The sequence below is a fragment of the Microcoleus sp. C2D2 genome, from assembly GCF_036702495.1.
Lineage (GTDB): Bacteria > Cyanobacteriota > Cyanobacteriia > Cyanobacteriales > Microcoleaceae > Microcoleus.
Genome location: NZ_JAUBTO010000252.1, coordinates 1 through 6,790 on the forward strand (window position 1 = coordinate 1; position 6,790 = coordinate 6,790).

At 45.6% G+C, this 6,790-nt stretch carries 6 protein-coding genes; 4 read left to right on the forward strand and 2 right to left on the reverse strand.

Annotated elements, in window-relative coordinates; genetic code table 11:
* Together QUB61_RS36875 and QUB61_RS36880 are read right to left on the reverse strand one after the other, a co-directional pair.
* A partial coding sequence (locus QUB61_RS36875; RefSeq protein ID WP_333190384.1) for a HAMP domain-containing protein occupies positions 1–587 on the reverse strand: 587 nt, incomplete at its 3' end.
* 446 nt (positions 588–1,033) lie between these two features.
* Positions 1,034–3,064, reverse strand: coding sequence for an FAD-dependent oxidoreductase (locus QUB61_RS36880; RefSeq protein WP_445300276.1), 2,031 nt, complete (start codon positions 3,062–3,064; stop codon positions 1,034–1,036).
* A gap of 236 nt (positions 3,065–3,300) precedes the next feature.
* On the opposite strand from QUB61_RS36880, the gene QUB61_RS36885 reads away from it, so the two are divergent.
* From QUB61_RS36885 to QUB61_RS36900, 4 genes are all read left to right on the forward strand, one after another.
* Positions 3,301–3,813, forward strand: a complete 513-nt coding sequence (locus QUB61_RS36885) for a hypothetical protein (protein WP_333132754.1) — start codon at positions 3,301–3,303, stop codon at positions 3,811–3,813.
* 89 nt (positions 3,814–3,902) lie between these two features.
* Positions 3,903–4,667, forward strand: a complete 765-nt coding sequence (locus QUB61_RS36890) for an aldolase/citrate lyase family protein (RefSeq protein WP_333132755.1) — start codon at positions 3,903–3,905, stop codon at positions 4,665–4,667.
* 202 nt (positions 4,668–4,869) lie between these two features.
* Positions 4,870–5,538, forward strand: a complete 669-nt coding sequence (locus tag QUB61_RS36895) for a 2OG-Fe dioxygenase family protein (RefSeq protein WP_333132756.1) — start codon at positions 4,870–4,872, stop codon at positions 5,536–5,538.
* An 824-nt stretch (positions 5,539–6,362) separates the two neighbouring features.
* A partial coding sequence (locus QUB61_RS36900; RefSeq protein ID WP_333190387.1) for a protein kinase domain-containing protein occupies positions 6,363–6,790 on the forward strand: 428 nt, incomplete at its 3' end.

A 6,790-nucleotide genomic window follows, 5' to 3' on the forward strand; every position in this document is an offset into this window, starting at 1 on the left:
GAGTTAACTGAATCCGTTAAATCTTTCCAGGTTCCTGCAACTCCTTTAACTTCAGCTTGCACGCCTAATTTCCCTTCGGTTCCTACTTCCCTAGCCACCCGCGTTACTTCCGACGCAAAGGAGCTCAACTGGTCTACCATTGTGTTAACAATTTGGGCGGTTTGGAGGAATTCTCCTTTGAGGGGTCTGTCTTCTATTTCTAGGGCGATGGTTTGCGATAAATCTCCTTTTGCTACGGCCCGAATTACTCTGGCGGTTTCAGAGGTTGGTTGCACTAAATCTGTAATTAAGGTATTGACAGAATTTACGCTAGCCCCCCATGACCCCTCGGCGTTGCCGATGGTGGCCCGCTGGGCGATTTTGCCTTCTTTACCTACAACTGTGCCGATGCGCTCAAGTTCGGCTGCCATTTTCTGATTGAGCTCGATAATGTCGTTAAGTTCATCAGCAATTTTCCCCGCTAGACCGGTCTGGTCTATGGGCATCCGAACTGAAAAGTCCCCTTTTTTGACAGCTACTAAGGTTCTGAGTAACTGTTTGGCATAACCATTATTTGAATTGGGGTTTGTTATCTGTGCAGTTGACATGACTGTTACCTTTGGGGAGTTTGAAGGGGTTTCCCGCTGCTTCAGAGTTGATGGTGCAAGACATCTGGTTGGCAGTGCGGGTTGAGGCTGCTGGAACCCTAGCTCTCATGAGCTTTTGGGGATGGTATTGCTATTATCTGACTAAATTAGTGGTAGATTGCTTCTGTTAAAGGATGGATGACAAATTGGTGTTTATTATGGTAACAGGTTTTACATTAGACCGGGAGCGAAAATAAAGTCAAGCGCTACAGGATGCTTACTCCACAATAGCTTTGATGTACAGAGGGGATGGCGATCGCATAAAAAGCTTCTCCTTCCCCCGGATTACAAAGCTAGACGTGAAAGTCCAGTGCATTTACGCTCTTGATGAAACGCAGTGGCAACTTAAAAGCGGAGAGTAGATTAAAGAATCCCGCGGTACGGCCGGGGAGTGTCAACAAGTGCGATTATTTCCAATTTTGCCACGAACTATTGAAAATAGAAGTACCCGGAAATGCGATCGGATTGGCATTTTGCTGCAAGCGCAACTGCAACACCTCCAAGTTCGGCTCGCGGGATGGCAATTCGTCCACCAATTCATAAGGTACAATCCCATTTTCTAGGGAAAAAGCAGCAGTAATTCCGGCAGCAGCACCCGCAGACCATTCAAAAGAATGCACTCGATAAGCAGCAGCAGCCGTGTGACTAACCGCAATACTTTTACCCGCAACTAACATATTGTCAATTTTCTGAGGAATCATTGCCCGCAGCGGGATTTGGAACGGATAAGCTTGCCCTTGACCTTTGCGAGTGCCTTCGCGTTCGGTATTTCCCGGTGCTTCCGGCGGGCTGTTGCTCATGCAGGGGTGAAAGTCGATCGCATAATGACCAATACCCACAGAATCAGGATAAATCGTAGCGCGCGATCGCGATGTTGTATCCTCAACAGATTGACTTCCCACAGCCAAAGCCGGCGCATTCAAACCAGCCACAGCCAACCACAAATTGCGATACTCTTCCTCGGACAAATTCTCGCGGTAAAAATCACCCTTAAAGTCAGTGCGAGACATATCAACTTCCCACACCGTAAAACCTTGAGGCTGATTGAAACTCGGCCGCCCAATAATGCGCCTGCCCTCCCGCATATAAGGATATTTAGAAAGTCCGTGCACCGTCCCCATCGGCGAATTCAAACCGCTCAAAAAACGATTGTTTGGATGAGGCTTTTTCACTCCCTCTCCTAGCTGCGAGTCAGTAGTTCCTGTTACCAGCCAGTAGAAAAATCCTTTGGCATTTTCCTCCCCCCTGCGCAAAGTTTCCGTTCGCAAACCGCCCATCCATCCCCCGGGTTGCAGTTGACCGGCTGCTTCCAACTGCTCGCGAGAATAAATTAAATTATCTTGAGAATTGCCGGGACGATAGTCATTGCCCCAAGTCCAGTTTTGCATCGAAATATCCCCGGGATAAATCGGGAATTGCTTCGGGTCTGAAGGTCGCTTTCTATCGGGTTTCACGGTCCTAATTTGGCGGTAGCTGAAAACTAAGGGAAAGCTCGCCAATCTCTGCAATTCGTAACTGTAGTAAGGAGCGTATTGTTGATAAAAAGACGGCACTTGATGCTGCTGCGGTTCCTTCGTTGCCTCCATCGCAAAGGTGTAGGTAAAACCTTGAGTGCAGTAAGGGTCGCCGCTTGGGCTGGCGGAGGAAGGTTCGAGAGGGGAACGCGGGTCAATTCCGAGGCGGTAGGGAACATCGGCAAGTCCGATCAATTCGCCTGTTTCGGTGGCATCTACAACGTACCACTCAGCCCCCCCTTTAGCGGGGGAACTTGTGGAATTTCCCCCTCTTCTGGGGTTAGGGAGGGTTCCAGATGCTTTGGGAATAAACCGAATAATAGTTTTGTTAAATCGCGCAGAATTTTCGTAGCGATAGGCATCTTCGATAGTCTGAGAAAGAGTTTCGGTGTTGATTGGCCCGGTGTTGGCGGCAGGTTTGTGTTGAATGGCGATCGCACTTTTAATTTGTTGACCCCCAACCGTATTCCCCGCCACAGCAGGAGTAATTGCTAGTTCTTTTATAACCGTATTGGGAAACCATTTCAGCGTGCCTTTGCCTGTTTTAGCCGCATCCTGCAAGATGTTAAATAGAATTTTGTGACCGTCGTAGGGCATGAAACACGAATAGCTAACCCAACAGCCTCCGGGATTTAGCCTGCCGTAATGTTGCTCGATCCGCTGCCGCAATTCTAGGTAGCCGCGGGGGTAAAATAAGAGCGATCGCTGAGTCTCTCTTTCATCTAGTGCGGAAGTTCCCTGGGAGGAAATTTGACCGCCTACCCAGTCAGTAATTTCAGTGAGGCAAACTGTGCGCCCCGCCCGCAAACCTTCGTAAGCGGTAGCAGCACCTGCGAGCCCGCCGCCTGCTACTAGAATGTCGCAAGTTTCTGCATTCTCCCGATTGCCCCCAGGTGCGGCAAATACTGGGGAAATGCTCCCCATCGCGGAAATTAGGCTGAGGGTGAGGCTAACGAGCGATCGACCTTTGAACGAAAATAGATACCGTCGAAGTTTCATCGGAGATTGTGGAATTAATTTTGACATCAGCGAAAAACACTTATTCCATCCAAATGTTTATTTTGCAGTATACTGGTATTTCGCGGTGCTGTCAGGGCCAACTTTTTTTAGACAAGAGGCATTAATACCAGCAACAACTATTGAACAGTCGGCTCAACCTTATGCTCAAGATAGTAAAATTTTTTAGGTTATTGATTCCTTTTGAGAGTTTAACAATTACCACGAGTTTAACTTGTTCGGAAGTTTTGCGCAGGTTGGACGAAGTTGTCACTTTCCCCAAACTTTTTAGAATAATTTTACCCTGGGTTCCCCCACCTGCCAAACTTTATGAAGGAACAATTTCTGGCAATACCTTCAAAATCAATCGCATCATCACCGGTCGCCATTTAATTTTCCCAATTATACAAGGAGAGATCCGTGCTCAACCGTTCGGTTCTTCCATCAAAATTCGCATGACTTTACATAAAACAGTCCTAGCATTTCTAATTCTTTGGCTGTGGACAACTGGCAGTATAGGAATGTTTTCTTTATTTGCTTGGTTAGTCGAACCATCCGTGGGAGCAATATTTTTACCAATCTTAGGAATGTTTATTTTGGGCTGGCTTTTGTGCTTGATTCCCTTTAAAATAGAAGCTAAAGCAGCTACAAAATTTTTGTCTATTCTGTTAACCTAAAGTAATTTATAACGGCAGCATTTGAGCTGTATAATTAAAAACAATCTGGGTTCATCGGCATTCATTTGCGGTAAAAACAAATTAAATTTATGCGTCAAAACCAACTCAAGCAAAAAATTAAACAAGGCGAAACAGTCCTCGGTTTATTTATCCACTGCGCTTATCCGGGATTCATAGAAATATGCGGTCACGCTGGATTCGACTTTGCCGTTATCGACATGGAACACGGGCCCCTGCACCCGCTTGCTGCTGAAGATTTGTGTCGCGCCGCCGACTGCACCGGAATTGCACCCATTGTTCGCGTCCGCAAAAACGACGGGCCGCAAATTCAACGAGCTCTCGACATCGGCAGTGCAGGCGTTCAAGTACCTCAAATTGAAAGCAAAATCGATGCCGAAACCGCTGTCAAAAGCGCTAAATACAGTCCTCTGGGCACGCGAGGCCTTTCCTTCGCTACGCGGGCCGGACTTTACACCGCTGCAGGTACAAACATCACCGACCAACTTAACGAAGAATCCTTAGTTGTGATTCATGTCGAAGGTAAAGGCGGCATCGACAACCTGGCAGAAATTCTTACTGTGCCGCAGGTTGACGTGATTTTTCTGGGGCCTTACGATCTTTCACAGTCGATCGGCATTCCCGGCCAAGTCCGCGACCCCCGAGTCATCGACATGATGCAGGAAGCAGTGCAAACCATCCGCAAAGCAGGCAAAGCTGCGGGTACTTTTGCGGATAACCCCGAAATCGCCAAGCAGTGGATTGATGCTGGCGTTCAGTACGTCGCACTTGGGGTCGATGTTGCCGTTTTCCTGCAGGCCTGTCACTCGCTGGTGAAAGCGGTCAATCGATTTTAGATTTTAGATTTTAGATTTTAGAGTTGGGATTTTGAATTAAAAGAAGAACAGGCCCCCGGATTCATCTTGCCATCTTTACGATATCTTTGCAATTTTTGTAGTGTCTTTTACGACACCTACCAAAAACTTGCGCTACAGTAGAAGCATACACCTCCTTAAGGTGAAATTGGGGAGGGGAGCAAGGCTTCATGGAGAAAAATCTATGAAAACAGTATTAGAATCCATTCATTTGGATTATGCTTTCATGTTTACTTTCAAAAAAGTAAACTCGATTAAGCTAGAAGGTTTCAAGAAATTTTTTGACGATCTGCCTGCGGATCCTTATGTGAAAGGGAAGTATCGTTCGAGAAGATTGTCGCGGTTTACAGTCAACGGAAATGAGTTAGTTAAGTTACCTCACGGCTATTTCTTGCAAAGCAAAACATACAATCCGCTAGCAGGCGATCTCAGGCGGGAATTTGCGGAATTGGACGATCGGCTAATTGCTCTCGATAATTTCAAACAGATGATTTTTGCTTTTTTCGATTCTTGCAAAATTCACCCGGAAGCTGAAATCGGCATCCATCAAATCAGGATCGCTTGTTCGCCGCACAATTTCGGGAACCCCGCACCGGAAGGAATTCACAGAGACGGTACTGATTTTATCGGGATTTTCTCGGTCGATCGAACTAATATTGTAGGCGGGGAAACGCATTTGTACTTGGCTAAAAAAGAGAAGCCTGTTTTTAATAAAGTTCTGCAGCCAGGGGAATTGCTGCTGGTCAACGACCACGAGTTTTTCCACTTTACTACGCCGATTAAACCGGAATCTGAAGGGGTAGGAACCAGGGATGTCTTTGTGCTGACTTCTCCGAGTTTGCTTAGCGATTGAGGAGAGTTGGGAAATTGGGCGGGGACCATCAAGGGTGAGAGTTTTTATATGAGTGCGATCGTCCCCGCTCCCTCCTAGATACATATATAAGCTTTGCTAATGGGACTTAAACATTTTCTAGCCCCTTTAGGAGCCCAAACCCCCTCTAGCCAAGGGAAAGAGGTCTATGACCTAAAAATGCCTAAAACCCTTGCTATAACTAAATTCAAGACTTAGGCACTCCGACTCCTCGAAATCGGGTTTTTTACCTTGGGTGCGGGCTGCGAGGCGTCTTTTCGTAAAAAAACCCGGTTTCTGGGCCCCCATGCGTCCAGGACTATAAATTCATGCCCATTCGAGCTAAAAGTCTTTCTCGATTTGGGTTTTAAGCCATCAGGACTTACGCACACACGGTGCGTAAGTCCTAGCCATTTTAGCTTCTGTTTGTAATGGCACAAGCTTAATCCGCCGTCGGAATTACCTTATTTTTGCACCTTATACACATTTGAGTTAATTTGTCAATGCCTAAGTTCTAGATATATATGAGCGGGTCTAGGCATATCGGACGATCGATCTAGTAACTATAACAAGCCGTACAAATCTCCTCTGAAGACCAAGGGCGAGATCCCTTCACTCTGTTCTGCCTGCTTTTGGAGGAAGCTGCGAGATCCCTCCTAAAATGAATCTTTATTTGTATTTTTATTAAGAAATGTTAAGAAATTAAATTTTAAGCTTAATTTTTCCGGAAAGTGCAGAGTAAATTTAGGTATCAGAGCATACATCTACTTATAAATTGACACTTCCTCAAAAACTGGTGTATTAATATTTTAAGAGAGAATGCAAAGATGATTAACTTAGCCGGCTACGAAATTACCAGCCAAATTCATGAAAGTAACAATTCTTTAGTTTACCGAGGCCTGAGAAAGCAAGACAACCAACCGATAATTCTCAAATTTCTCAAGCTAGATTATCCGATGCCAGCTTCGTTAGTCAGATACAAGCAGGAATACGAAATTACACGCAATCTTAACCTAGAAAGTGTCCCTAAAACCTATAGCTTAGAAAGATACCAGAACAGTTTGGTTATTATTTTCGAGGATAGTGGTGGAGAAGCATTAAAGCTGGGGTTAGCTTCGGGAAAACTTACCTTACAAGAGTTTTTGTTAACAGCTATCAAAATAACCAGAGCTTTAGGGCAAATCCATCAACATAACATTATTCATAAAGATATCAACCCCAGCAATATTATTATTAACTCGACAACAGGGCTAGT

Excerpts from the sequence above, each read along its gene's own strand:
- QUB61_RS36885 (WP_333132754.1), top strand. The coding sequence starts at position 3,301 with ATGCTCAAGATAGTAAAATTTTTTAGGTTATTGATTCCTTTTGAGAGT.
- QUB61_RS36880 (WP_445300276.1), bottom strand. The coding sequence starts at position 3,064 with ATGGGGAGCATTTCCCCAGTATTTGCCGCACCTGGGGGCAATCGGGAG.
- QUB61_RS36890 (WP_333132755.1), top strand. The coding sequence starts at position 3,903 with ATGCGTCAAAACCAACTCAAGCAAAAAATTAAACAAGGCGAAACAGTC.
- QUB61_RS36895 (WP_333132756.1), top strand. The coding sequence starts at position 4,870 with ATGAAAACAGTATTAGAATCCATTCATTTGGATTATGCTTTCATGTTT.